This is a genomic window from Azospirillum himalayense (assembly GCF_042657465.1).
In the GTDB taxonomy this organism is placed as follows: domain Bacteria; phylum Pseudomonadota; class Alphaproteobacteria; order Azospirillales; family Azospirillaceae; genus Azospirillum; species Azospirillum himalayense.
On the sequence record NZ_JBHSLC010000010.1, the window covers coordinates 259,819 to 283,468 of the forward strand.

Sequence of the window (23,650 nt, forward strand, 5' to 3'; positions counted from 1 at the left end):
GCCTAGACCTCCGGCTGGTCCGGGGTGGACAGGCCATCGCCCCAGTCCAGCCGGCGCGCGGCCTTGAAGGCGGCGCCGTCGCGCTTTCCGAGAATCCGTTCGGTCCGGGTGCCGTCCCGGCCGCAGAGCTTGAAGCCGATGCGTCCGTTTCCCGCGCTCCAGGGCGGCGCGATGATGCGGGCGTCGGGGCGTGCGCCGGGCTGGCGGGAGGCGGCGATGTAGACGAACTTCTCGTCCTCCCACGGCACCTCCGCCCCCTTGGCCATGCGGTGCAGGCGGGAACGGGCGACCCGGCGGGAGAAATGGCACCAGTCGGGAGCCGCCAGAGGGCAGGCGGCGCTGTGCACGCAGGGCGCCACCAGATGGGCACCGGCGGCGACCAGCCGCTGCCGCGCCCGGACGATACGCGCCCAGCCGGCGGGCGTGCCGGGTTCGACGATCAACAGCGTGCCGGCGGTGAGCGACCACAGCCGGTCGACCAGCCGGTCGCGCGCCGGCTCCGCCAACTCGTCCAGCACATAGGCCAGGGTCACCAGATCGCGCTGCTCCAAACCGGGCAGGTCACCCGTGGCGTCGCCGGCCCGCCACACGATCCGCGCGGGCGCCGCCGCTTGCGACAGCGTCTCGCCGACCGCGCGGATGGCCGGGCTGCCCTCGATCAGCAGGGCGTCGTCCAGGCTGGCCCAGCAGTCGGACGCCGCCCACAGCGCGGTTCCCGGCCCGGCCCCCACGTCCAGGGCGGTGACCGGGGCGAAGTCAGGAAGCGCCTCGGCCACCGCTTCCATGCTGGAGCGGACGGCGGCGAAGGTGGCCGGCAGGCGTGTGGCGAGATAGGCCCGCGCCGCCAGATCGTCCGACAGGTGGAAGCGTCCGTCCCGCACTTCCGCCCGGTAGCGTTGGGAGAGGCGGTCCGCCGCGCGCTTCAGGTCGGACAGGGCGATGCCGTCGAGCGCGCGGTCCACCGCGTGGCGGAGCGAGGGGGGAAGTTCCATGGGTCCGGAGGGGCAGGCGTGGTCTCGTTCCGCCTGTTAGCACGCCGCCCGCCCCGCGCACACGGACAAAACAGAGCCCGGGACAAAACAGGGAACCGGCGCTTACGCCCGCACCTGCCGCAGGAAATCGTCCACCGCACCGTTCAGGGTGCCGGCCAGTTCCGACAGGCGGTCGGCCGCCCCCATCATGGCGTCGGCGGAGCGCCCGGTGTCCACCGCCACCCGGCTGACATCGCCGATGTTGGACGACACATCGGTGTTCATGCACTCCACGATGCGCACGTTGTGGGTGATTTCCGAGGTCGCTTGGCGCTGCTGCTCGACCGCCGCGGCGATGCCGCTCACGCTCTCGCCGATCACGCCAATGGTGGAGCCGATGCGGGCGATGGCGTCCACCACCCCCATGGTCGATTGCTGGATGCCATGGACCAGCGTGGCGATCTCCTCCGTCGAGGAGGCGGTCTGGGAGGCGAGCGCCTTCACCTCCGTCGCGACGACGGCGAAGCCCTTTCCGGCGTCGCCGGCCCGCGCCGCCTCGATGCTGGCGTTGAGCGCCAGCAGGTTGGTCTGCTGGGCGATGGCGGTGATGATGGCGACCACCTCGCCGATCTTCTGGGCGGAGTCCGACAGGCCCTTGGTCAGACCGTCGGCGCGCTGGGATTCGGCGACGGCGTCCTCCGCCACGCTGCGGGACTGGGCGATCTGCCGCCCGATCCCGTCGATGGAGGCGGAGAGCTGCTCGCTGGCCGATGCCACGGCGCCGACGTTGCTGGTCGCCGTGCCGGCGGCGTCCGCGGCGGCGCGGGTGCGCTGCGCGGTGTCCGACGCCATGCCGGCCACCGCGCGGGCGGAGCCGGTGACCTCCGACGCCGCCACGGACAGCGAGCCGGCCACCGCCTGCACGGTGCGCTCCAGCCCGTCCGCCAGTTCCGACATCAGGGCGCGGCGCTCCTCCTCGGCGCGCCGTTCCTGGTGGCGGCGGGTCTCCTCCGCCCGCTGGCGGGCGTCCAGCGCCTCGCGGAAGGCCTCGACCGCGCCATGGATGTCGGCGATCTCGCGCAGGGGCGAAGGGCGCAACGGCACCGCGCCCTCGCCGCGGGTCAGCGCCTGGAGCGCCCGGCTGGCGTCGCGCACCGGCTGCATGATGAAGCGGTAGCCCAGCAGCATGTTCACGCCGCCGATCAGCCCGATCAGCACGAAGGCCCCCAGCGCGATCAGCGTCAGCCGGTCGAGCACCGCGGTCAGCGCCGCCGCTCCCTCCTGGCTGCGCGCGGTCACCGCGTCGGAGGCGGCGTTCATCCCCTGCACCAGCCCATCGACCAGCGTCCGGACCTCCTGGTTGTGGGCGTGGGCGTCGGTGGTCAGGCGCAGCGTTTCGGTGCGCTGCGCGAAGGCCTCGTCAAGTGCGGCGAAGGACGCGATGTCGTCGGCGACGCTCTCGAACTCGTCGGCGGACGGCAGATGCCGGCGCAGTTCCATGGCCTTCGCCATGTGCTCGCGGAACTGGCGCAGGTCGTTGCCGACGGCCGGCGGATAGAGTTGGGACGGCAGGCGGGTCAGCAGGAACTTGGCGTCGCGGATCGTCGAGAAGAGCGTGGCGAGCGCCTGCTCATCCGTCGGTTGCGTCGTCGCTCGCATCGCCGCCGACAGGCCACGGGCGATGTCGCCCGACAGGCTCTCCGCGCGGCTGATGTTGAAACCGAATTTCTTGTCCAGCGCCTCGACCTTGGCGCCGATGGCCGCGGCCTCCCGGCTCGCCGCGACCGCCTTGGCAACGGTCTGCGCGATCTCCGGCGCGGCGTTGGCCGACATCCGCGCGGCGTGAGCGTCCAGGCTGGTCAGCGCGTCGCCGCGCGTCGCCTCGTCGCCGCTGACAATCACCGCCTCGCCCAGCTTGGCGAGCCGCTCGGCCTCCAGCGCGATCCTCTGGTTTTCGGCCACCCGCTGCGCCAGCTCGGCGTTGCCGTCGGCGATGCGCGTCGCCTCCATGGCGGTCATGCCGCCGAACACAGCCAATGCGGCCACCACGACGCCCGCAATCAGGCAATCCACCACAACGACTTGGAAAGTCGAGCGTTTGGCCCGTTCACCTGCACCGGATACCATCTCCGCACCTCATCCGCAGCGTTTCCCCGAACTCTTCGTTGTTCCGGATGAATCGCGCGGGGCGGCTCCTCCGGGGCTTTATTGTTTGAGTACCTATATGCTCGGGGACGTGGGTGTGAGGCTATTGTGGAAAACCGAAGACGGCGCCCGACCGTCCGGTGGGCGCCGCCTGTGGTTGTTGCCGATGCTGTGAAACGGAAGCGGACGGGGTGGTTACAGGCCGGCGCCTTCCCCTCCGGCCAGGGCGACGCAGACGCGGTCCCGGCCCTCCAGGCTGCCGCAGCCGCCGCTGCGCTGCGACACGAAGCGGATGACCACCCGCTCCCCCTTGCCGACCGCATGGGGCGGCAGCATCGCCTCGGCGACCAGGGTTTCCACCGTCCGCGACGGCGTCCGTCCGGAGCGGGCCGCGGCCGGCGCGTCCCGATCGGTGGCGGCGACGAATTCCGCGGGCGGGCGGACCTCGCCGCGACCCATGGGCTCCACCACGAGCGGAGCCGGGCGGGGCTCCAGAGCGGCCACGGCGACCGGCGCCGGGGATGCCGGGGTCTGCGGCACCGGCGCCACCGGTTCCGGCACCACCGCGGCGACGGCGATCGGTTCCGGCGCCGCCGGCTTGGTGGCGGGCTTGGCGGCCACCGCCACGGTCGTCGGCGTGGGGGCGCTCGCCGGAACGATGGCGACCTCGATCGCGCTGGCGCCCGCCGCCTGCGACGGTTCGCGGGGCGCCACGCCGCGCAGATTCGGCGTCAATGCCGCGATGTACATCCGGGTTTCCCGCGGCAGCCGCTGCTTGCCGGCGAGGTGCGAGGCGTAGCAGGCCGGGCCGCAATTGTAGGCGGCGAGGAAGCCCGGCGCGCCGAACAGGTCATACATCTCCCGCAGATAGGCGGTGCCGGCCAGGATGTTGTCGCGCGGATCGGACGGATCGGACCCCAGCCCGTATTGCGTGCGCATCATGTCGTAGGTGCCGGGCATCACCTGCATCAGCCCGATGGCACCGGCATGGCTGGTGATGGTGCGGCCGTTCACGACGGAGCGCCCGCCGCTCTCGCGCATCATCACGGCCCTGATCCACTTCTCCGGCACGTCGAACCGTTCCGACGCCTCGCGGATGTGGGGGACCCAGCGGCCGAGCGGGTCCTTCGGATCAATCGGGACTTCGGCCACCTCCGGGGCCTTGACGACAAGCTCCGCCGTTTCCGGAGCGTTCGAAGCGCAACCCGCCAAGCCGAGGGCGAGAATCAGGGCGGCACCGGCGGCGCGGGCCGCGGTGAAGTCGCGATAAGCCACGAGGAGGGGTCCGTGCTGGTTGCACAAAGATCGAAAGCGTTACCCTCTCTTTGCGATGTAATGGTGCCGGCTGTCAAGCAACAAGGCGGGTGTAATGTCCTGATTTTACGGCCTTTCCCTTTTTCATAGCCCATTGGAATGGTTTTCAGGCAAATGCTGTTCATCCGTATTGGCCGTTTTTCTGCCCCATTTGGCACTGTTGGCGTCTTTGCGAATGCAGGCGAGAGACCCACTCCTGTCACGCCCTAAACTTGCGGCCCGATTGCCGCAGTCCTCTCAACCGCTTGACTTTTCAGAGGCCATTCCATATTGAATGAACGTTCATTTATAGCCGCTCACCGATGCCCGACAGCTCTCCCCTTCCCCCCTCCCGCCGGTCCCGCCGCAAGGAGGCCCGCCCCGCCGAGGTGATCGAGGCGGCGCGCGACCTGTTCATCTCGCGCGGATTTGCCGCAACCAAGCTGGAGCATGTCGCCCGCAAGGCCGGCGTCAGCGTCGGGCTGCCCTACCTCTATTTCGAGAACAAGGAAGGGCTGTTCAAAGCGGTCGTCCGGCAGTCCATCCTGCCGCAGTTCCAGATGGGCGAGGACCTGCTGGACAGCTTCACCGGCAGCAGCGAGGAGTTCCTGCGCGGCCTCGCCCGCGGCTTCTGGGAGATGGAGCAGAGCCCCAACGCCGGGCTGTCGAAGCTGGTCATCGCCGAGGCGCAGAACTTCCCCGACCTCGCCCGCTTCTACATGGAGGAGGTCGTCCTGCGCGGACGGCGCTTCTTCGCGCGCATCCTGCGCCGCGGCATCGAGCGCGGAGAGTTCCGGCCCGTCGACGTGGAGCAGATGGCCCGCGTCATCGCCGCCCCGCTCAGCATGCTCTCGCTGTGGAACCACTCTCTGCGCCCCTTCGAGCCGGACCCCGCCGCGGCCTCCGCCGAATTCTACCTCGACGCCTATCTCGACCTCGTCCTCAACGGGCTGAGGGCCGAACCCAAGGACCGCACCCCATGATCGACGCCGCCCGTTCCGATGGTCTCGCCGCCAAGCCGCGGCGGCGCCTGCTGTTCCCCCTGCTGATCGTCGGGGCTGTGGCCGCGGGCGGCGTCGCCTGGAAGGCCACGAGCAGCCATGACGCGGTCTCCCCGGCGGTGGCCGGCCTGCCCCCGGCGGAGCGGGCGGTGGAGCTGTCGCCCGTCGAGCTGACCCGCATGGCCCCGCGCCGCCTGACCGAATTGGTGCGGCTCAGCGGTTCCGTGAAGCCGATGGAGCAGTCCATGGTGAAATCGGAGGTCGCCGCCCGGCTGGTCGAGGTGCCGGTGCGCGAGGGGCAGGCCGTCCGGAAGGGCGAGGTGCTGGCCCGCTTCGACACGGTGGAGCTTCAGGCCAAGCTGGATGAGAAGCTGAGCAATCTGGAGGGCGCCAAGGCGCAGCTCGTCCTGGCGGACAAGACCCGCGCGAAGAATCTGGCGCTGCGCCAGAAGGACATCGTCTCGGAAACCAACATGGATCAGGCGCAGAGCACCTTCCGCTTCCAGCAGGCCACAGTCGCAGCGCTGGAGGCCCAGGTGGACCTCGCCCGCAAGGCGCTGCGCGACGCGGTGGTGGCGAGCCCGATCGACGGAACGGTGGCCGAACGGGCGGTCAACCCCGGCGAGACGCTGGCGGTCAACGCCAAGATGTTCTCCGTCGTCGATCTCAGCCGCGTCGAGGTCGAGGCGGCGGTGCCCGCCGACGACGTGGCTCGTCTGAAGCCCGGCCAGACCGTGCGGCTGCGCGTGGAAGGCTTCGGCGAGCGCGACTTCGTCGGCCAGATCGCCCGCATCAACCCGATGGCCCGCGCCGGCACCCGCGCCATCCCCGTCTACATCGTCCTCGACAACGCCGACGGGGCCTTGCGCGGCGGCATGTTCGCCGCGGGCGACGCCGTCGTGGACGAGGTGGAGGGCGCCTTTGCCCTGCCCCCGGCCGCGGTCCGCCACGACCAGGACGGCGACTTCGTGCTGGTCGTTTCCGGGGTGCGGGTGGAGCGCCGCAAGGTCGAGGTGCTGGGCGCTTGGTCGCGCGGCGATCTCGTTCAGGTGCGCGGGCTGGCCGACGGCGATCTGGCGGTGACCGCTCCCCTGCCCGGCCTGACCGCCGGGCGGGCCGTCAAGGTCATGGGTTCGTAAGGGAACGCGCCGCGCCATGCCGATCACCCGCATCAGCGTCGACAACCCCGTCTTCGCCACCATGATGATGGTGGCGCTGATGGTTCTGGGCCTATTCTCCTACAACCGGCTGGGCGTCGACCAGTTTCCCGACGTGGATTTCCCGCTGGTCGTCATCTCCACCGAATACCCCGGCGCCAGCCCGGAATCGGTCGAGACCGACGTCACTCGTCCCGTCGAGGACGCGGTCAACACCATCGCCGGCATCAAGACGCTGACCTCCCGCTCCTACGAGAGCCAGTCGGTGGTGATCGCCGAGTTCGACCTGAAGACCGCCTCGACCCAGGCGTTGCAGGACGTGCGCGAGAAGGTGTCGGCCCTGCGCCCCAAGTTCCGGGACGAGGTGAAGGACCCGCAGATCACCCGCTTCAACCCGGACGACCAGCCCATCCTGTCCCTCGCGGTGAAGTCGGACATTCGCAGCTTGCGCGACCTGACCACCATGACCGACCAGATCGTGCTGAAGCGCCTGCAGAACGTGCGCGGCGTCGGGCGGGCGACCATCGCCGGCGGGGTCAAGCGGCAGGTCCAGGTGCGGCTGCGTCCCGAACGGCTGGAGGCGCTGGGCGTCGGCGTCGATCAGGTCCTCAAGGCGATCCGCGACGAGAACCAGGACATTCCCGCCGGCACTGTCTCGGGCAACGGGGCGGAGCGCGTCGTCCAGGTCGATGGCCGCGTCATCAACCCGCGCGAGCTTCTCGACATCATCGTCACGCGCCGCGGCGGCGAGCCGGTGCGGCTGCGCCAGGTCGCCGAGGTGCTGGACGGTCAGGAGGAGCAGGAGTCCGTCGCCCTGTTCAACGGGCAGCCGGCGCTGGCCGTCGACGTGGTGAAGATCCAGGGCTCCAACACGGTGGAGGTGGCGCGCGGTCTCTACAAGGCGCTGGACGAGCTGCGCCGCGACGGCTCCCTGTCCTCCGATGTCGCCCTGGAGGTGGTGCGCGACACCTCACGCGGGATCACCAACTCGCTGAGCAACGTCCAGCGCACGCTGGTCGAAGGCGGCGTGCTGACCATCGCCATCGTGATGATCTTCCTGGGGTCCTGGCGCAGCACGGTGATCACGGCGCTGACCCTGCCGGTGGCGGTGATGGGCACCTTCGGCGTGCTGGCGGCCTTCGGCTTCACCCTGAACACGATGACGCTGATGGCGCTGTCGCTGGCCATCGGCATCCTGATCGACGACGCCATCGTGGTGCGTGAGAACATCATGCGCCACCTCGGCAAGGGCCAGGGGCACCGGCAGGCGGCGCTGGACGGCACCAAGGAGATCGGTCTGGCGGTCCTGGCGACCACGCTGACCATCGTGGCGGTGTTCCTGCCCGTGGCCTTCATGGGCGGCATCATCGGGCGCTTCTTCCTGCAGTTCGGCATCACCGTGTCGGCGGCGGTGCTGATCTCGCTGTTCGTGTCCTTCACGCTGGACCCCATGCTGTCCAGCCTGTGGTACGATCCGGCGGCCCACGGGCGGCACGGGCGCGGCGTCTTCGGGCGCTTCGCGGCGGGCTTCCAGGCCGCCTTCGACGCGCTGGCGCGGGTCTATGGCCGAACGCTGCGTTGGGCGCTGCGCTGGCGCTGGCTGGTCCTGCTGATGGCCTTGGCGATCTTCGTCGGCAGCTTTTTCCTGGTGCCGCGCATCGGCGTGGAGTTCGTGCCCGCCGCCGACCTCGGGGAATCCATCGTCGATGTGGAAACGCCGGTCGGCTCCTCGCTCGACTACACGGCGGCCAAGCTGCGGCAGGTCGAGGCGGCGATCCGCGAGTTCCCGGAGGTCGCCTACACCTACTCCACGGTCAACACGGGGGCGTCGGTCGGCAAGAACCGGGGCAGCGTCTATGTCCGGCTGAAGCCGATCGACCAGCGCACGCGTACGCCCAACACGTTGGCGCCGCCGCTGCGCGACCGGCTGTCGGCGATCCCCGGTGTGCAGATCGGAATCGGCATTCCCGGCGTCGGCGGCGTGCAGAAGCAGATCCAGGTGTCCGTCCAGGGCCGCGACATCGCGGAGTTGGACCGCATCGGCAAGCAGGTGACCGCCGCCATGGCCGGCATCCGCGGCTTCGTGGACGTGGATGTCAGCCTGAAGGCCGCCAAGCCGACCCTGTCGGTGCGGCTGGAGCGCGATCTGGCGAGCGACCTCGGCGTCGGCACGGCGCAGGTGGCGAACACGCTGCGTCCCCTCTTCGCCGGCGACAAGGTGTCCACCTGGAAAGCGCCGGACGGCGAGACCTACGACGTGCTGGTGCGTCTGCCGGAAAGCGACCGGGTGGGCCGCGCCGACCTCGACCGCATCTACCTGACCGGCTCCAACGACGCCGAGGGCGCGCCGCGCATGGTGCCGCTGTCGCAGGTCAGCCGGGTCGAGACGACGCTCGGCGCCTCGCAGATCAACCGCCGCGACCTGTCGCGCGAGGTGAACGTCCAGGCCAACGTCCAGGGCCGCCCGGCCGGCGACGCCGGCAAGGAGCTTCAGGCGGCCATCGCGGAGATCAAGCTGCCGCCCGGCTACCGCATCGTCTTCGGCGGCTCGACCAAGGACATCGCCGAGACGTCGGCCTACGCCACCCAGGCGCTGCTGCTGGCGGTGATCCTGATCTACCTGATCCTGGCCTCGCAGTTCGGCAGCTTCCTCCAGCCCATCGCCATCATGATGTCGCTGCCGCTGTCGCTGGTCGGGGTGTTCCTGGGGCTTCTCGTCGCCGGCTCCACGCTGAACATCTTCAGCGCCATCGGCTTCATCATGCTGATGGGGCTGGTGACCAAGAACGCGATCCTGCTGGTCGACTTCGCCAACCAGGCCCGCGCCCGCGGGGTGGAACTGCGCGATGCGGTGGTTGAGGCCGGCATCATCCGTCTGCGCCCCATCGTCATGACCACCATGGCGATGATCTTCGGCATGATCCCGCTGGCGCTCGGCATCGGCGAAGGCGCGCAGCAGCGCGCACCCATGGCCCACGCGGTGATCGGCGGCCTCATCAGCTCCACCTTGCTCACCCTCCTGGTGGTTCCCGTGATCCTGACCTACCTCGACGCGCTGTCCCGGCGCTTCAAGCGCTGGTTCGCCCACAAGGACCCGGACGCGGTGGCGCACGGCACGGCTGCGGAGTAGCTCGTCACCCCAGATGCTCCAGCATCAGGAACAGCCCGAGCGCCAGCAGGCCAAGGAAGAAGCAGCGCCGGAACACCTCCGCCCGCACCCGGCGGCGGAGGCTCTGGCCGAGCGCCATCCCGGCCAGGGCCGGCAGCAGCGAGGCCAGTGATCCCCAGGCCAGCGTGCCGTCGAACAGCCCGTGCTGCGCCAGCCCGGCGGCCAGCGCCAGCGTGGACACGGTGAAGGACAGGCCGAGCGCCTGGATCAGCCGGTCGCGCTCCAGCTCCAACGCCTGGAGGTAGGGCACGGCGGGGATGACGAAGACGCCGGTGGCCGCCGTCACCACACCGGTCGCCACGCCGACCAGCGGCGACAGCCAGGATTCCGCCGGCGGCGGCACCCGCAGCGGCAGCTTCACCAGCCCGGCCACCGCGTAGAGCGCCAATGCTCCGCCCAGAGCCGCCGCGGCCTGCCCCGACGAGGCGCCGGCCAGCAGCCCCGCCCCGGCCCAGGTGCCCAGCGTGATCCCCAGCATCATCGGCCAGAATCGCTCGATGGTGGCGCCGAGGCCGGGGCCGAAGGCCAGTTGCCAGAGATTCGTGACCAGCGAAGGCACGATCAGGATCACCGCCGCCTCGGCGGGCGGCATGACGAGGCCGAGCAGACCCATGGCGACGGTCGGCAGGCCCAGGCCGATCATGCCCTTGACGAACCCGGCCAGCAGGAAGGTCAAGGCCATGGCGGCGACGATGAGGAGAGGCAGGTCGATCATCACGGCAACCTTCTTCAATTTCCCTCTCCCGCCTCGGGAGAGGGAAGGGGCCCGCGCAAAGCGTGGGAAGGGTGAGGGTGCCGCCGAGGATCATGCATCAATCCTCGTGCGACCCTCACCCGCCCGCTTCGCGGTCACCCTCTCCCGGGACGGGAGAGGGATCTAGTGCCACTTGAAGCTCCACCGCGCCTTCCGGCAATGTGGATGTCACGCAGCCAGCCTTCGGTTTAGACGAAGGCTGGCGCCCCGCCGGAGACCCGCCCATGCGCTTCGACCTGACCGACCTGCGGCTGTTCCTGAACGTGGCGGAGGCGGAGAGCATCACCCACGGCGCGGAGCGCACGCACCTCGCCCTCGCCTCGGCGAGCGCGCGCATCCGCGGGATGGAGGAGACGCTCGGCGTGCCGCTGCTGGAGCGCGGGCGGCGTGGCGTCCGCCCGACCCCGGCCGGTGAGGCGCTGGTCCATCACGCCCGCCTCCTCCTCCAGCAGGTGGAGCGGATGCGCGGCGAGCTGGGCGATTACGCAAAGGGGCTGAAGGGCCATGTGCGGCTGCTGTCCAACACCGCCGCCCTGGCGGAATTCCTGCCCGAGGCCCTGGCGCCTTTCCTCGCCGCCCACCCCAACATCGACATCGATCTGGAGGAAAGGCCCAGCCATGAGATCGTGCGGGCGGTGGCGGAGGGGCTGGCCGACGCCGGGGTGGTGTCCGATCACGCCGACCTGTCAGGGCTGGAGGTCTTTCCCTTCCGCACCGACCGCATGGTGCTGGTCACGCCGCACGGCCACCCGCTGGCCAACCGCCGCAGCGTCGCCTTGCGCGAGATTCTGGAGGAGGATTTCGTCGGGCTGGCGACGCGCAACGCCCTTCAGCAGCACATCAACGAGCACGCCATCCGTGCCGGCCGCCCGCTGAAGCTGCGCGTGCGGGTGCGCGGCTTCGACGGGATTTGCCGGATGGTCGAGCAGGGGGTGGGGCTCGGCATCGTCCCGGAAGCCTCGGCGAAGCGCTGCCGCCGCTTCACGAAGATCCGCGCGGTGCGCCTCACTGATGCCTGGGCGGTGCGCTCGCTGGTCGTCTGCGTGCGCCGACTGGACGCGCTGTCCAGCCACAGCCGCGAGTTGGTGAAGCGGCTGGCCGGTGCTGTTTAACCCTCTCCCCTCTGGGGAGAGGGTGGCCCGGAGGGCCGGTGAGGGGGTTGCGCTTGTGCCGGACGCATCACCACGCGCAACCCCCTCACCCTAACCCTCTCCCCGGAGGGGAGAGGGAAAACAACCATGTGGAGATCTCATTCAGCCCCCGGCACCGGGTGCGGCGCCTCCGGGGCGGCTCCGTGACGGCGCTTCCACAGGCGGGAGACGGCGTTGCCGGCGTCCTCCATGTAAAGGAACAGCACCGGCGTGATGTAGAGCGTCAGGATCTGCGACACGCACAGGCCGCCGACCACCGCGAGGCCGAGCGGCTGGCGAAGCTCCGCGGCGGCGCCGTGGGCGACGGCGATGGGCAGGGTGCCCATGATCGCCGCCATGGTCGTCATCATGATCGGGCGGAAGCGCAGCAGGCAGGCCTGCTCGATCGCCTCGCGCGCGGTCATGCCCTGGTTGCGCTGCGCGTCGATGGCGAAGTCGATCATCATGATCGCGTTCTTCTTCACGATGCCGATCAGCATCAGGATGCCGATGATCGCGATGACGCTCAGCTCCTGCCCGAACACCATCAGCGTGGCGAGCGCCCCGATGGCCGCGGACGGCAGGCCGGACAGGATGGTCAGCGGGTGGATGAAGCTCTCGTACAGCACGCCAAGCACGATGTAGATCACCAGCACCGCGGCGAGCAGCAGCAACCCCTGGCTCTTCTGCGCATCCTCGAAGACCTGGGCGGTGCCGGCGAAGCCGGTGGTGATGCCCGGCGGCAGGGCCATCTCCGTCTCCGCCTGCCGGACGGCGTTCACCGCCTCGCCCAGCGAATGGCCGGGCGCCACGTTGAAGGACAGGGTGACGGCGGGAAGTTGGCCCTGATGGTTGACCGTCAGCGGCCCGGCGGTGCGCTGCACGCTGGCGAAGGCGTCCAGCGGCACCAGCTTGCCGGAGCCGGAGCGCACATAGATTCGCGACAGCGCGTTGTCGTCCTGCTGGTACTTCGGCGCCAACTCGATCAGCACCTGATAGTCGTTGGTCGGCGTGTAGATCGTCGAGACCTGCCGCTGGCCGAAGGCGCTGTAGAGGGTGGAGCGCACCTGATCGACGCCGATCCCCAGCGTCGCCGCCTTTTCGCGGTCCACATGCACATAGGCCTGCGGGCTGTTGAGCTGGAGGTCGCTGGTCACGTCCTGCAGGATCGGGATATCGTGCATCGCCCGCTCCAGCCTTGCGGACCAGGCGTACAGCTCCTCCGTGTTCAGGCCCTGGATGGTGTACTGGAACTCGTTCTTGGACGAACGTCCGCCGATGCGCAGATTCTGCACCGGCTGCATGTAGACCGCCATGCCGGGTATGCCGGCGAGCTGGCGGCGGAGCTGCTGGATCACCTCACCGGCCGGCGGCCGCTCGGCGCGCGGCTTCAGCACGACGAACATGCGGCCGGTGTTGACCGAATTGCCGCCGATGGCGACGGACGAGGTCATGTCCGCCACCGCCGGATGGGCCTTGATGATCCGCGCCACCTCCTGCTGCCGTTCGGCCATGGCCGGGAAGGAGATGTCGGGCGCGGCTTCCGTCGAGACGGTGATCTGGCCGATGTCCTCGGTCGGGAAGAAGCCCTTGGGAATCGCCTGGAACAGCAGGGCGGAGCCCACCACCGTCGCGATCATGACGAGGCCCATCACCGGCCGGTGCCTCAGCGCCAGCCGCAGGGTCACGGCGTAGCCGCGGTGCAGCGCGCTGAACCCGCCCTCCAGGACGCGGCCGAACCAGCCCTCCTTGGCGCCATGCGGTTCGTGGGTCAGCAGGCGCGCGCACATCATCGGCGTCAGCGTCAGCGCCACGAAGGCCGAGGCGCTGATCGCCATGGTCACCACCAGCGCGAACTCGTGGAAGACGCGCCCGACCACCCCGCCCATCAGCAGGATCGGGATGAAGACGGCCACCAGCGACACGGTGATCGAGATGATGGTGAAGCCGATCTCGCGCGAGCCCTTGAGGGCCGCCTCGAAGGGCGGCATGCCCTCCTCGACGTAGCGGACGATGTTCTCCATCATCACGATGGCGTCGTCGACGACGAGGCCGACCGCCAGCGTCAGCGCCATCAGCGAAATGTTGTCGATGGAGAAGCCCATCAGATGCATCCCGCCCGCCGTCGCGATCAGCGAGATCGGCACGGTCAGCGCCGGGATCATCGTCGCCGTCAGGCGGCGCAGGAACAGGAAGATGACCAGAACGACCAGCGCGATGGTCAGGCCCAGTGTGAACTGCACGTCCTCCACCGCCTCGCGGATCGAGGTGGAGCGGTCGTTCACCACCTCCACCTTCGCGCTGGGCGGAAGCTGCGCGCGGAAGGTGGGCAGCAGATTGCGCACCCGGTCGACCACGTCCACCGTGTTGGCGTCGGGCTGGCGCTGCACGGCCATGACGATGGCGCGGGTGCCGTTGTGCCAGCTCGCCGTGCGGGCGTTCTCGACGCTGTCCAAGACGTTCGCCACATCGCCCAGCCGGACCGGGGCGCCGTTGCGGTAGGCGACGATCAGACCGCGGAAGGCGTCTGCGTCGGGTAGCTGCGGGTTGGCGGCCAGCACGAGCTGCTGCTTGGCGCCGGACAGCGTGCCGACCGGCGTGTTGGCGTTGGCGGCGGCCAGCGACTTTTGAAGCTCGTCGATGCCGATGCCGCGCACGGCCAGCGCGTTGGGGTCCACCTGGACGCGCACGGCGTATTTCTGCGCGCCGTAGATCTGCACCTGGGCGACGCCCGGCAGCGTGGCGACCTTGGGCTGGACCGCGGTTTCCGCGAAGTCGTTCAGCGCCGACAGGGTCAGCGTCGGCGAGGAGAGCGCCAGCATCAGCACCGGCTGGTCGGCCGGGTTCACCTTGCGGTAGCTGGGCGCGGTGGTCATCTCCGCCGGCAGGCGGCGCTGGGTGCGGGCAATGGCCGCCTGCACGTCCTGGGCGGCGGCGTCGATGTCGCGCTCCAGGACGAACTGGATGGTGATCGAGGTGTTGCCGAGGCTCGACGTCGAGGTGATCGTGTCGATGCCGGCGATGGTCGAGAACTCACGCTCCAGCGGGCTGGCGACGGACGCCGCCATGGTTTCCGGGCTGGCGCCGGGCAGCGTGGCGGAGACGTTGATGACCGGGAAATCCACCCGCGGCAGCGCCGCGACGGGCAGTTGGCGGTAGGCGGCGAGGCCCCCCAGAACCAGCGCCGCCGTCAGCAGGATGGTCATCACCGGACGGCGGATGCACAGTTCCGAGAGGGTCATGACGCGCCTCCGGTGAGCGGAGCCTTGCCGTTGGTGCCATCCTTGCCGCCGTTCTTGGCGGCGGCGACCTTGGCGCCGGGATAGAGGCGAGACTGGCCGTCGACCACCACGCGCTCACCGGCCTGCACCCCGTCGGCGATGACGGCGGTGCCCTCCTGGCTGCGCGCCACGGTGACATTGCGGATCTCCACCGTGTCGTCGGGCTTGACCACATAGACGAAACGGCCCTGCTGGCCGGTCTGCACCGCCTCCTCCGGCAGCGTCAGCGCCTGCGGCTCGACCCGCAGGGTCAGGACCACGTCGACGAACTGGCCGGGCCACAGCCGCGTGTCGGCGTTTTCGAACTGGCCCTTCACCAGAATCGTGCCGGTCTGCTGGTCGACCTGGCTGTCCACGAAGTTCAGGACGCCCTCGGCGGGCGGCACGGCGGCGCCGGGGATGCCGGCGGTGACGGACAGCTTGCTCGTCTCCATCGCCGCGCGGATGGTCGGCAGGTGGCGTTCCGGCACGTTGAAGGCGACGGTGATCGGGCGGAGCTGGGTCAGCGTGACCAGCGGCGTGGCGTCCGCCGCGCGGACCATCGTGCCGGGCTTGGCGTTCACCGCACCGGTGCGCCCGTCCATGGGGGCGGCGATGCGGGTGAAGCTGAGCGAGACCTTGGCCGCCTCGATGGCCGCCTGCCCGGCCTTCACCGTGGCCTCCAGCGCGTCGGCGGCGGCCACCGCGGCGTCGTACTGCTGACGGGCGACGGTGTTGGAGCGGACGAGCTGCTCGTACCGCTTCACGTCGCCGCGCGCCTTGTCGAGGTTGGCGCGGTCGCGCTCCAGATTGGCCTGGGCCTGGCGGAGCTGCGCCTCCAGCGCGCGGGAGTCGAGGGTGAACAGCAGGTCGCCCGCCTTCACCTCCTGCCCCTCGGTGAAATGGACCGTCTCGACCACCGAATCGACGCGCGCCTTGATGGCGATGGCGGCCACCGGCTGGACCGAGCCGATGGTGCCCAGCCGCTCCGGCACCGCGCGCTGCTCAACCGTGCGGATGACCACCGGGAGGGCGCGCGGTCCGGCCGGGGCGGCGGCCTTCGCCGTTTGCGCGTCGGCCCCGCCCGCCCGATGCGTGTACCAGTAACCGCCGCCCATCAGCGCGGCCAGCAGAAGCGCAAACAGCGCTATGCGTTTCGTCACATCGAACTCCCGGTGGGGCTGCCCGGTCCGGCCGGAGCGCGCCATCCCGCCATAAGGCAATGCGGCCCATTATCGCAGGAGAGGCTTTGCAGGTTAATGTCCATCCTACAGCCATTTGGTAACAGACTGTAACAGCGGGTATGGGCTGCGGAGCGATTCGGCGATGCTGGACCTAAAGAATTTGGAAGCCTTCGTGTGGATCGCCCGTTTGGGCGGCTTCCGCGCCGCGGCGGGACGGCTGAACACCACCCAGCCCGCCATCTCCGCCCGCATCGCCCAGCTGGAAAAGGAGTTGGGCGTCCAGCTGTTCAACCGTGGCACGCGGCGGGTGACGCTGACGCTGAAGGGCATGGAGTTGCTGGACCACGCCGAGCGGATGCTGACGCTTCAGGCCGAGCTGGTGCATGCGGTCGCCGAATCGACGACCCTGCGCGGGCTGATCCGGCTGGGGGTGGCGGAAACCATCGTCCACACCTGGCTGAGCCGCCTGATCGAGCGGCTGCACAACCGCTTCCCGCTGGTCAGCCTGGAGATCGAGGTGGACACCTCCATCCATCTGCGCAACGGGCTGCTGGCGCACGACCTCGACATCGCCTTCATGCTGGGGCCGGTGGCCGAGCCGGACATGCGCAACGAGGCGCTGAGCAGCTACCCCATGGCTTGGGTGGCCAGCCCCTCGCTGGACCTGCCCGCCGGACGGCTGGGGCTGGCCGATCTGGCGCGCTACCCCGTCATCACCTTTTCCCGGCAAACCAAGCCGTCGGTGGCCATCCAGCAGATGTTCAAGCGGCCCGGCCTGCCGCCGCTGCGCTTCTATGGCAACAGCTCGCTCGCCAGCATCGTGCGGATGACCCTGGACGGCATCGGCATCAGCGCCATCCCGCCCGCGGTGATCGAGCGTGAACTGGCGGAAGGGTTGCTGCGGCTGATCCCGGCGGAGGACCCGCTGCCCGACCTCGACTTCACCATCTGCCACCCGGTGGACAGCGACAACCCGCTGGTGCCCATCGTGGCGGATATGGCCTTGGAGATTGTGCGGGCGCAGCGGCACGGGGCGCCGACCGATAAACGCCGTTTATCGCAAACGATCCAAAATGAAAATTTGACGGATCGGTCCGATGCGTGAACCCTTAGGACACAACAGTTCGGTCACCGAGGTTTTGCCGGCCATGCAGTCCGTGACCCCAAGCACCCCGTCTCCGACCGGCGCCGCGTCCGCCGCCCTGCTGGCGCGTCTGGCGATCCGCCGGGGGGAGCATCGCGGGCCGACCGCCGGGCTGGCGCCCGGCCATGTTCAGGCGAACCTCGCCATCGTCCCCGCCGAAGTGGCCCCCGCCTTCGAGCGCTTCTGCCGCGCCAACCCGGTGCCCTGCCCGCTGCTCGCCGTGTCGCGGCCCGGCGATCACCGCTTCGCGGAGCTGGGCGCGGACCTCGACCTGCGCACCGACTTCCCGCGCTACCGCGTCTACCGCGACGGCCGGCTGGCGGAGGAGCCGGAGGACCTGCTGTCGGTCTGGCGCGACGATCTGGTCGCCTTCGCCATCGGCTGCTCCTTCTCCTTCGAGGAGGCGCTGCTCGCCGCCGGCCTGCCGGTCCGCCACATCGAGCGCGGCTGCAACGTGCCGATGTACGTGACCGACCGGGACTGCGTGGCCGTTCCGCCCTTCGCCGGGCGCATGGTGGTGTCGATGCGTCCGATGACGCCCGCCCAGGCCGAGCGCGCCGCCGCGGTGACCGGGCGCTACGCCGCCGTCCACGGCGCGCCGGTCCACATCGGCGACCCGGCCGCACTCGGCATCCGCGACCTGTCGCAGCCGGAGTTTGGCGACGCCGTTCCGCTCGCCCCCGGCGAGGTCCCCGTCTTCTGGGCCTGCGGGGTCACCCCCCAGGTGGCGCTCGCCGCCGCCCGCCTGCCCTTCGCCATCGCCCACAGCCCCGGCCACATGCTGGTCACCGACCGGCTGAACGCCGAGCTGGAGGGCGTGTCCCCTTCGGTCGCGCAACTTTTCCGATAAGAACAGGGAGCTTCATCACATGACCGCGATCACCCTGCGGACCCGCCTCGCCGCCGCCGCCTTCGGCATCGGCCTCTGCGCCACCCCGGTCGCGGCCTTCGCCGAGACCTGGGACATGCCGACCCCCTATCCCGACACGAACCTGCACACCATCACGGTGCGCCAGTTCGCCGAGGACGTGAAGGCGGCGACCAACGGCAAGATCCAGATCACCGTCCATTCCAACGGCTCGCTGGTCAAGCATCCGGAGATCAAGCGCGCCGTCCAGTCGGGCCAGGCGCAGATCGGCGAGGTCCTCATCAGCTCCTGGGCGAACGAGGACCCGCTCTACGGCCTCGATTCCGTGCCCTTCCTGGCGACCGACTTCGCCGCCTCGAAGAAGCTCTACGAGGCGTCGAAGCCCTATCTGGAGAAGAAGCTGGAGCGTCAGCGCCTGAAGCTCCTCTACTCGATCCCGTGGCCGCCGCAGGGCCTCTACGTGAAGCAGGAGATCGCCTCCGTCGCCGACCTGAAGGGGCAGAAGTTCCGCGCCTACAACCCGGCCACCACCCGCATCGCCGAACTGGCCGGCGCCGTGCCGACCAAGATCGAGGCCGCCGAGGTGTCGCAGGCCTTCGGCACCGGCATCGTCACCGCGATGATGACCTCCGCCGCCACCGGCGTCGACACCAAGGCGTGGGACTTCGTGAACGTCTATTACGACGTGCAGGCCTGGCTGCCGCGCAACATGGTGTTCGTCAGCACCGAGGTCTGGAAGGGCCTGGACGACGCCACGAAGAAGGCCGTCGAGCAGGCCGCCGCCAAGGCCGAGGCCACCGGCTGGACCGAGTGGGAGAAGAAGACGGCGGAGCTGAACCAGACGCTGTCCGGCAACGGCATGAAGGTGCTGACCCCGTCCCCGGCGATCAAGGACGGCTTCGCCGCCATCGGCAAGACGATGACCGACGAGTGGACCAAGGCCGCCGGCGCCGACGGCGAGGCGATCATTTCGGCCTTCCGGAAGTAAGCGGCGGCGACGCTGGCCCCCACCCTAACCCTCTCCCGCTTCGCAGGGGAGGGGATTTAAACTCCCTCCCCTGCGTTAGCGGGGGAGGGCCGGGGTGGGGGCAATACGCCCACCACCAAAAAAATATCCCGCCCGCCCTACCCGGAGGTGGTCGCGCCATGCGCACCGCATTGACCTTCCTTTACCGCGCCGCCGAGATCCTGGGCGCGGTGTTCCTGGTGCTGATCGCCGTGCTGATCGTGTCCCAGGTCTTCGCCCGGCTGGCCAACCGCATGGTGCCGGGAGCCGACGAGCTGGCCGGCTACTGCATGGCCGCCTCCTTCTTCCTCATGCTCGGTCCGGCGCTGCGCCGCGGCGCGCACATTCGCGTCGGCGTGCTGGTCGACCGGCTGCGCGGCGGCCCCCGCCGTGTCGTGGAACTGGTCTGCCTCGGCTTCGGCACGGCGCTGAGCGGCTATTTCGCGTGGTACTGGCTGCGCATGACGTACGATTCCTACGATTTCGGCGATCTGGGACAGGGCGTGCTGCCCATTCCGCTGTGGATTCCGCAGGCCGCCATGGCCGTTGGGCTGGTGATCCTTGTGATCGCCTTCCTCGACGACCTGCTGGCGGTGATCCGGGGGCGCGAGGCCTCCTATCAAAGCGCCGGCATGCAGAGCGAGGGCTGACCGATGGACCAGACAACCGCTTCCATCGTCGTCGTGGTGACGATGCTCCTGATGCTGGGGACCGGCATCTGGGTGGCCCTGGCGCTCGCCGGCGTCGGCTTCGTCGCCATGGCGCTGTTCACCACCCGCCCCGTCGGCATGGTCATGGCGACCAACATCTGGGGCGCCAGCACGAGCTGGACCCTGACCGCCCTGCCCCTGTTCATCTGGATGGGCGAGATCCTGTTCCGAACGCGCATCTCGTCGGACATGTTCAAGGGGCTGGCGCCCTGGACGGGCTGGCTGCCGGGACGGCTGATGCACGTCAACATCGTCGGCTGCACGATCTTCGCCGCCGTCTCCGGCTCCTCCGCCGCGACCGCCGCGACCATCGGGCGGATGACCATCCCGGAACTGACCCGGCGCGGCTACGACCCGATGATGATCGTCGGCTCGCTGGCCGGCGCCGGAACGCTGGGCCTGCTGATCCCGCCCTCGATCATCATGATCGTCTACGGCGTGGCGGCGGACGTGTCCATCGCCCGGCTGTTCATCGCCGGCGTCATCCCAGGCATCGTGCTGACCGGCTTGTTCATGCTCTATGTCGGCGGCTGGTCGCTTCTGAACCCCGACCGCGTGCCTCCGCGGGAGGCGCACCAGAGCTTCACGGAGAAGATCCGCGATACCGGGTCGCTGATCCCGGTCATGCTGCTGATCGCCGGCGTGCTCGGCTCCATCTACGCGGGCATAGCCACGCCGACGGAGGCCGCAGGCATCGGCGTTCTGGGATCGCTGCTGCTGGCGCTGGTCACCGGCACGATGAGCTGGGCGACCTTCCGCGACAGCGTGTTGGGTGCCGCGCACACCTCCTGCATGATCGGCTTCATCCTGGCAGGGGCGGCCTTCCTGACGGTCGCCATGGGCTACACCGGCATCCCGCGCCTGCTGGCGGAGTGGATCACCTCCATGCAGCTCTCCACCGCGTCGCTGCTGGTCGTGCTGACGCTGTTCTTCATCGTCATGGGTTGCTTCCTCGACGGCATCTCGATGGTCGTGCTGACCACCTCGGTCATCCTGCCGATGGTGCAGAACGCCGGGATCGACCTGCTGTGGTTCGGCATCTACATCATCATCGTGGTGGAGATGGCCCAGATCACCCCGCCGGTGGGCTTCAACCTGTTCGTCCTGCAGTCGATGACGGGCAAGAACATCTTCACCATCGCCAAGGCCAGCCTGCCCTTCTTCCTGATGATGATCGTCATGGTGGCCCTGCTCTGGATCTTCCCGGGCATGGTGTCGTGGCTGCCCTCGCTGATGATCGGGTGAGGAGCGGCATCATGGACGTCCGTTTCACCACGGCGGGCGACACGGCCTTCAACGTGGAGTTCGGCGAGGGCATCGACCGCCCGACCAACGCCCGCGTCATGGCTCTGCACGCCCGGCTGAAGGCTGCCGCCCCGCCGGGTCTGGTGGAGACGGTGCCGACCTTCCGTTCGCTCCAGGTCGTCTACGACCCGGCGGTCACCAGCCGCCGGGAGGTCCAGGCCGCCGTCGAGGCGGAACTCGCCCATGCCGGGGACGCCCCGGTCGAAGGCAGCCTGTGGCGGCTGCCCGTCTGCTACGACCCGGAGTTCGGCCCGGACCTCGCGGAGCTGTCCGCCTCGCTCGGCCTGTCGGCGGAGCGGCTGATCGCTCTCCACGGATCGACCGAGTATTTCGTCTACATGCTGGGCTTCATGCCGGGCTTCGCCTACATGGGCGACTTGCCGGCGGAGATGGAGAAGCCACGGCGCAGCGAGCCGCGGGTCCGCGTACCGGCGGGGTCGGTCGCGACCGCCGGGCGGCTGACCACTGTCTACCCATGGGAGAGCCCCGGCGGCTGGCACCTGATCGGGCGTTGCCCGGTGCCGCTCTACGATGGCGCCCGCCCTTCCCCGGTCCTGCTGGCCGCAGGCGACCGGGTGCGCTTCGAGGCGGTGGACCGCGCCCGCTTCGACGCGCTGTCGGCCGAGGCCGCAGCGGGACGCTTCGATCCCGACACGCTGAGGGCCGCGCCATGAGCACGCCCGCCCTTGCGCCCTGCCTCACCGTCGTCCGGCCGGGGCTGTTCGCCACCATCCAGGACCTCGGCCGCTTCGGTCATCAGGAACTCGGCATGCCGGTGGCCGGCGCGCTCGACCCCATCGCCCTGCGCCTCGCCAACGCGCTGGTCGGCAACCCGCCGGGCACCGCGGGGGTGGAGATCGCCCTGCTCGGTCCGGCGCTGAAGGTGGAGGCCGACGGCGTGCGCGTCGCCGTCGTCGGCCCGATGGCGCTGAGCCTGGAGCGCGATGGGCAATCGCCCCAGCCGCTGGAATCCCACCGCAGCCACACGCTGGCGCGCGGCGACGTGCTGAAGCTGGGCGCCGTCACCGGGGCGGCGGTTGCCTACCTGACGGTGGCCGGCGGCTTCGCGCTGGAGCCGTTCCTGGGCAGCCTCTCCATCTACGTGCGCGCCGGCATCGGGCCGCTCGGCGGCAAGCCGCTGGGCGACGGGACGCGCCTGCCGCTCAACCGAAACGACGCCCCGCCGGGTGCCGACATGGAGTTGCCGGAACCGCCGGACTATGGCGGCGGGCCGGTGCGGGTGGTGCTCGGCCCGCAGGATGACCGCTTCACGGCGGAGGCCGTGGAGACCTTCCTGTCGGCCACCTACCGCGTCGGCAAGGACGCCGACCGCATGGGCCTGCGGCTCGACGGGCCGACGCTGGCCCACACCGGCTCCGCCGACATCCCGTCGGACGGGCTGGTCACCGGCTCCATCCAGGTGCCGGGCAACGGCCAGCCGATTCTTCTGCTGAACGACCACCAGACGGCCGGCGGCTACGCCAAGATCGCCACGGTGATCTCCGCCGACCTGCCCCGCGTCGGCCGGCTGAGCCCCGGCGGCGCCCTGAGCTTCCGCGCCGTCACGGTGGAGGAGGCGGAGGCCATCCGGCGGCGCCAGGAGCAGACCATCGCCGCCTGGGTCCGCGCCATCCGTCCGGTGCGCCCGGCTGGCGGCGTCGATCTGGAGGCGCTCTACGCGGAGAACCTCGTGTCCGGGGTCGTCGACATCGTCAACGGCAACGGCGACATCCTGAACCAAGAACAGATGTGCGGGAGGGCACCATGACCATCACCGTGAACCTGAACGCCGACCTGGGCGAGGGCTTCGGCGCCTACGACATCGGCGACGACGACTCCATGCTGGGCATCGTCGCTTCCGCCAACATCGCCTGTGGCTTCCACGCCGGCGACCCGCTGGTGATGACCCGGACCGTCCGGAACGCGGTGGCGAAGGGTGTCAGCCTGGGCGCCCACCCCTCCTACCCCGACCTCCAGGGCTTCGGGCGCCGCCCCCTGCGGATGTCGGCGGCCGAGGTGGAGGCGATGGTGGCTTATCAGATCGGGGCCCTGATGGGCATCGCCGCCGGCGCCGCCGGCACGGTCACCCATGTGAAGGCGCACGGCGCGCTGAACAACATGGCGGCGGTGGACGAGGGGTTGGCCCTGGCGATCGGGCGGGCGATCAAGGGCGTCGATCCCTCGCTGATCTACCTCGCCACCGCCGGCTCGGAGATGGCGCGGGCCGGGCGCACGCTGGGCCTGCCCACGGCGGAGGAGGTCTTCGCCGACCGCGCCTACGACGACAACGGAAACCTCGTGCCGCGCGGCCAGCCCGGCGCGATGGTCCACGACCCGGACATGGCGGCGGCCAACGTCCTGCGCATGCTGGAGGAGGGCGTGATCCTGTCGGTCACCGGCACGCGCATTCCCTGCACCGTCCATTCCGTCTGTGTCCACGGCGACGAGCCGAGCGCTGTCGCCATGGCCGGCAACCTGCGCCGCACGCTGGAGGCCAAGGGGGTCCGCATCGTTCCGCTGCCGGAGCTGCGGGACCGTTTCTAACGCGCTGCG

18 protein-coding genes are annotated in these 23,650 nt (G+C 69.9%); 12 read left to right on the forward strand and 6 right to left on the reverse strand.

From position 1 onward, the window contains the following. Nucleotides 1-2: 2 nt before the first annotated feature. The 3 genes from ACFPMG_RS08475 to ACFPMG_RS08485 form a co-directional block, all read right to left on the reverse strand. Nucleotides 3-992, reverse strand: coding sequence for a small ribosomal subunit Rsm22 family protein (locus ACFPMG_RS08475; RefSeq protein ID WP_376994731.1), 990 nt, complete (start codon nt 990-992; stop codon nt 3-5). Between the two features lie 102 nt (nt 993-1,094). Continuing rightward, the gene (locus tag ACFPMG_RS08480; RefSeq protein WP_376994732.1) at nt 1,095-3,044 is read right to left on the reverse strand and encodes a methyl-accepting chemotaxis protein; all 1,950 of its coding nucleotides are present in this window, start codon (nt 3,042-3,044) and stop codon (nt 1,095-1,097) included. A gap of 267 nt (nt 3,045-3,311) precedes the next feature. Continuing rightward, nucleotides 3,312-4,391: a lytic transglycosylase domain-containing protein gene (locus ACFPMG_RS08485; protein WP_376994733.1), complete on the reverse strand. Its 1,080-nt coding sequence runs from the start codon at nt 4,389-4,391 to the stop codon at nt 3,312-3,314. Between the two features lie 341 nt (nt 4,392-4,732). On the opposite strand from ACFPMG_RS08485, the gene ACFPMG_RS08490 reads away from it, so the two are divergent. Genes ACFPMG_RS08490 through ACFPMG_RS08500 form a run of 3 tightly spaced genes read left to right on the forward strand, consistent with a single transcriptional unit; the run spans nt 4,733 to nt 9,697 of the window. After that, entirely contained in the window at nt 4,733-5,392 is a 660-nt protein-coding gene (locus ACFPMG_RS08490) for a TetR/AcrR family transcriptional regulator (protein WP_376994734.1), read from the forward strand. Then, nucleotides 5,389-6,549, forward strand: a complete 1,161-nt coding sequence (locus ACFPMG_RS08495; protein WP_376994735.1) for an efflux RND transporter periplasmic adaptor subunit — start codon at nt 5,389-5,391, stop codon at nt 6,547-6,549. Before ACFPMG_RS08490 ends, ACFPMG_RS08495 begins: the two co-directional genes overlap by 4 nt. Nucleotides 6,550-6,565: 16 nt before the next feature. After that, nucleotides 6,566-9,697, forward strand: coding sequence for an efflux RND transporter permease subunit (locus tag ACFPMG_RS08500; RefSeq protein ID WP_376994736.1), 3,132 nt, complete (start codon nt 6,566-6,568; stop codon nt 9,695-9,697). 4 nt (nt 9,698-9,701) lie between these two features. On the opposite strand, the gene ACFPMG_RS08505 is transcribed toward ACFPMG_RS08500, so the two are convergent. Further along, complete coding sequence (locus ACFPMG_RS08505) at nt 9,702-10,469, reverse strand: sulfite exporter TauE/SafE family protein (RefSeq protein WP_376994737.1); 768 nt, start codon at nt 10,467-10,469, stop codon at nt 9,702-9,704. Nucleotides 10,470-10,714: 245 nt separating this feature from the next. Between ACFPMG_RS08505 and ACFPMG_RS08510 the strand changes: the two genes are divergently transcribed. Next, a complete protein-coding gene (locus tag ACFPMG_RS08510; protein WP_376994738.1) occupies nt 10,715-11,602 on the forward strand; it encodes a LysR substrate-binding domain-containing protein in 888 nt (295 codons plus the stop codon). 137 nt (nt 11,603-11,739) lie between these two features. Here ACFPMG_RS08510 and ACFPMG_RS08515 read toward each other — a convergent pair whose 3' ends face one another. Both ACFPMG_RS08515 and ACFPMG_RS08520 read right to left on the reverse strand, forming a co-directional pair. Next, on the reverse strand, nt 11,740-14,862 hold the full coding sequence (locus ACFPMG_RS08515; protein WP_376994739.1) for an efflux RND transporter permease subunit: 3,123 nt from the start codon (nt 14,860-14,862) through the stop codon (nt 11,740-11,742). Next, nucleotides 14,859-16,043, reverse strand: a complete 1,185-nt coding sequence (locus ACFPMG_RS08520; protein WP_376994740.1) for an efflux RND transporter periplasmic adaptor subunit — start codon at nt 16,041-16,043, stop codon at nt 14,859-14,861. The genes ACFPMG_RS08515 and ACFPMG_RS08520 overlap by 4 nt, the downstream gene beginning before the upstream one ends. 163 nt (nt 16,044-16,206) lie before the next feature. Between ACFPMG_RS08520 and ACFPMG_RS08525 the strand changes: the two genes are divergently transcribed. The 8 genes from ACFPMG_RS08525 to ACFPMG_RS08560 all read left to right on the forward strand — a co-directional run bounded on the left by ACFPMG_RS08525 (nt 16,207) and on the right by ACFPMG_RS08560 (nt 23,641). Further along, nucleotides 16,207-17,169 carry a LysR family transcriptional regulator gene (locus ACFPMG_RS08525; RefSeq protein ID WP_119507067.1) on the forward strand — a complete coding sequence of 321 codons (963 nt, stop codon included), beginning with the start codon at nt 16,207-16,209 and terminating at the stop codon, nt 17,167-17,169. A gap of 43 nt (nt 17,170-17,212) precedes the next feature. Next, nucleotides 17,213-18,058, forward strand: a complete 846-nt coding sequence (locus ACFPMG_RS08530; protein WP_376994741.1) for a putative hydro-lyase — start codon at nt 17,213-17,215, stop codon at nt 18,056-18,058. Between the two features lie 19 nt (nt 18,059-18,077). Continuing rightward, nucleotides 18,078-19,064, forward strand: coding sequence for a TRAP transporter substrate-binding protein (locus ACFPMG_RS08535; RefSeq protein ID WP_200478972.1), 987 nt, complete (start codon nt 18,078-18,080; stop codon nt 19,062-19,064). Nucleotides 19,065-19,222: 158 nt separating this feature from the next. Next, entirely contained in the window at nt 19,223-19,732 is a 510-nt protein-coding gene (locus ACFPMG_RS08540; RefSeq protein WP_376994742.1) for a TRAP transporter small permease, read from the forward strand. A 3-nt stretch (nt 19,733-19,735) separates the two neighbouring features. Then, nucleotides 19,736-21,037 (forward strand): TRAP transporter large permease, encoded by a 1,302-nt coding sequence (locus ACFPMG_RS08545; RefSeq protein WP_376994743.1) that lies wholly within the window; start codon nt 19,736-19,738, stop codon nt 21,035-21,037. An 11-nt stretch (nt 21,038-21,048) separates the two neighbouring features. Then, nucleotides 21,049-21,771 carry a 5-oxoprolinase subunit PxpB gene (pxpB, locus tag ACFPMG_RS08550; protein WP_376994745.1) on the forward strand — a complete coding sequence of 241 codons (723 nt, stop codon included), beginning with the start codon at nt 21,049-21,051 and terminating at the stop codon, nt 21,769-21,771. Further along, entirely contained in the window at nt 21,768-22,865 is a 1,098-nt protein-coding gene (locus ACFPMG_RS08555) for a 5-oxoprolinase subunit C family protein (RefSeq protein ID WP_376994746.1), read from the forward strand. Before pxpB ends, ACFPMG_RS08555 begins: the two co-directional genes overlap by 4 nt. After that, nucleotides 22,862-23,641, forward strand: a complete 780-nt coding sequence (locus ACFPMG_RS08560) for a LamB/YcsF family protein (RefSeq protein WP_376994747.1) — start codon at nt 22,862-22,864, stop codon at nt 23,639-23,641. Before ACFPMG_RS08555 ends, ACFPMG_RS08560 begins: the two co-directional genes overlap by 4 nt. Nucleotides 23,642-23,650: the final 9 nt, after the last annotated feature.

Coding starts and splice junctions, on each gene's coding strand:
- ACFPMG_RS08510 (WP_376994738.1), top strand. CDS start 10,715: ATGCGCTTCGACCTGACCGACCTGCGGCTGTTCCTGAACGTGGCGGAG.
- ACFPMG_RS08560 (WP_376994747.1), top strand. CDS start 22,862: ATGACCATCACCGTGAACCTGAACGCCGACCTGGGCGAGGGCTTCGGC.
- ACFPMG_RS08490 (WP_376994734.1), top strand. CDS start 4,733: ATGCCCGACAGCTCTCCCCTTCCCCCCTCCCGCCGGTCCCGCCGCAAG.
- ACFPMG_RS08555 (WP_376994746.1), top strand. CDS start 21,768: ATGAGCACGCCCGCCCTTGCGCCCTGCCTCACCGTCGTCCGGCCGGGG.
- ACFPMG_RS08500 (WP_376994736.1), top strand. CDS start 6,566: ATGCCGATCACCCGCATCAGCGTCGACAACCCCGTCTTCGCCACCATG.
- ACFPMG_RS08515 (WP_376994739.1), bottom strand. CDS start 14,862: ATGACCCTCTCGGAACTGTGCATCCGCCGTCCGGTGATGACCATCCTG.
- ACFPMG_RS08495 (WP_376994735.1), top strand. CDS start 5,389: ATGATCGACGCCGCCCGTTCCGATGGTCTCGCCGCCAAGCCGCGGCGG.
- pxpB (WP_376994745.1), top strand. CDS start 21,049: ATGGACGTCCGTTTCACCACGGCGGGCGACACGGCCTTCAACGTGGAG.
- ACFPMG_RS08545 (WP_376994743.1), top strand. CDS start 19,736: ATGGACCAGACAACCGCTTCCATCGTCGTCGTGGTGACGATGCTCCTG.
- ACFPMG_RS08525 (WP_119507067.1), top strand. CDS start 16,207: ATGCTGGACCTAAAGAATTTGGAAGCCTTCGTGTGGATCGCCCGTTTG.
- ACFPMG_RS08475 (WP_376994731.1), bottom strand. CDS start 992: ATGGAACTTCCCCCCTCGCTCCGCCACGCGGTGGACCGCGCGCTCGAC.
- ACFPMG_RS08530 (WP_376994741.1), top strand. CDS start 17,213: ATGCAGTCCGTGACCCCAAGCACCCCGTCTCCGACCGGCGCCGCGTCC.
- ACFPMG_RS08535 (WP_200478972.1), top strand. CDS start 18,078: ATGACCGCGATCACCCTGCGGACCCGCCTCGCCGCCGCCGCCTTCGGC.
- ACFPMG_RS08540 (WP_376994742.1), top strand. CDS start 19,223: ATGCGCACCGCATTGACCTTCCTTTACCGCGCCGCCGAGATCCTGGGC.